2 protein-coding genes are annotated in these 1,283 nt (G+C 66.3%); both read left to right on the forward strand.

From position 1 onward, the window contains the following. Positions 1-951, forward strand: a 951-nt coding sequence (locus tag EOA79_RS32125) for an HlyD family efflux transporter periplasmic adaptor subunit (RefSeq protein WP_128293702.1), incomplete at its 5' end; no start/stop codon positions are given. Next, positions 948-1,283, forward strand: a 336-nt coding sequence (locus EOA79_RS32130) for an ATP-binding cassette domain-containing protein (RefSeq protein ID WP_164894073.1), incomplete at its 3' end; no start/stop codon positions are given. The genes EOA79_RS32125 and EOA79_RS32130, both read left to right, overlap by 4 nt.

A 1,283-nucleotide genomic window follows, 5' to 3' on the forward strand; every position in this document is an offset into this window, starting at 1 on the left:
AGCTTACTCTGTTCGCTGCCGCTCGCGGCCCAGCTGTTCGGCGCCTGCGCGCCGGCCGCCCCGCTTGCCGTCGGCTATGTCGAAGGCGAATATGTGCTGCTGGCGCCGATCGAAGTCGCGCAGGTCGAGACCGTGACGGTCAAGCGCGGCGACCGTGTCGAGTCGGGCGCGCCGGTGGTGACGCTGGAAAGCGCCGATGCCAAGATTGCCGTGGCGCAAGCCCAGGCCGCGCTCGCCCAAGCGCAGGCGCAGCTTGCCGACCTCAAGGTGGGCAAGCGGCCGGAAGAGATCGCCGTGCTCAAGGCGCAGGTGGACATGGCGAAGGCGCAGGCTGCCGACGCCAAACGCAAATATGACCGCGCCAGCGATCTCTACAAGCGCGGCACCGGCACCCAGGCCGATTACGACACGGCCTCGGCTTCGCTGGAGACCGCCAACGCGCAGGTCGGCCAGGCGGAGGCGAACCTTGCCGTCGGCGGCCTGCCGGCGCGGGCCGAAACGATCAGAGCTGCCGAGAACCAAGTCAAGCAGGCGCAATCGGAATTGGGGCAGGCCGAGTGGCGCCTGTCCAAGCGCGTGCTGGCGGCGCCTTCGCCCGGCCGCATCGACGACGTGATCCGCAATCCCGGCGATACGGCCGGACCGACCGCGCCGGTGATCTCGATGCTGCCCGACGGCGCGGTAAAACTCAGCGTCTATGTGCCGGAGACGGCCTTCTCCTCGGTCAAGGTCGGCACCCTGCTCAGCGTCCGTTGCGACGGCTGCGGGCCGGATTTGAAGGCACGCGTCAGCTATGTGTCGCCCGATCCCGAGTTCACCCCGCCGGTGATCTACTCGCTCGAGAACCGGCAGAAGCTGGTCTATCTCGTCGAGGCGCGGCCGGAGGGCGATGCCCATCCGCTGCAGCCCGGCCAGATCGTCGATGTCGACCTGGCGGATATTGACAGATGAACGTCATCGACGTCCGTGGGTTGGTCAAGCGCTTCGGCGACAAGACCGTCGTCGACCATGTCACGATGGCGGTCGCCGAGGGCGAGATCGTCGGTTTCCTCGGGCCGAACGGCTCGGGCAAGACGACGACCATCCGCATCATGTGCGGGCTTTTGACGCCGGATGCGGGCGAGGGCACGGTGCTCGGCTTCGACATCCTTACCGACGCGCTCAAGATCAAACGCGAAGTCGGGTACATGACGCAGAAATTCTCGTTCTACGAGGATCTGACGATCGGCGAGAATCTCGAATTCGTGGCGCGGCTCTACCAGCTGAAGCCGGTCGAGGAGTAT

Origin of the sequence: Mesorhizobium sp. M1A.F.Ca.IN.020.03.2.1 (assembly GCF_004023205.1) — a bacterium.
Taxonomy (GTDB): Bacteria; Pseudomonadota; Alphaproteobacteria; order Rhizobiales; family Rhizobiaceae; genus Mesorhizobium.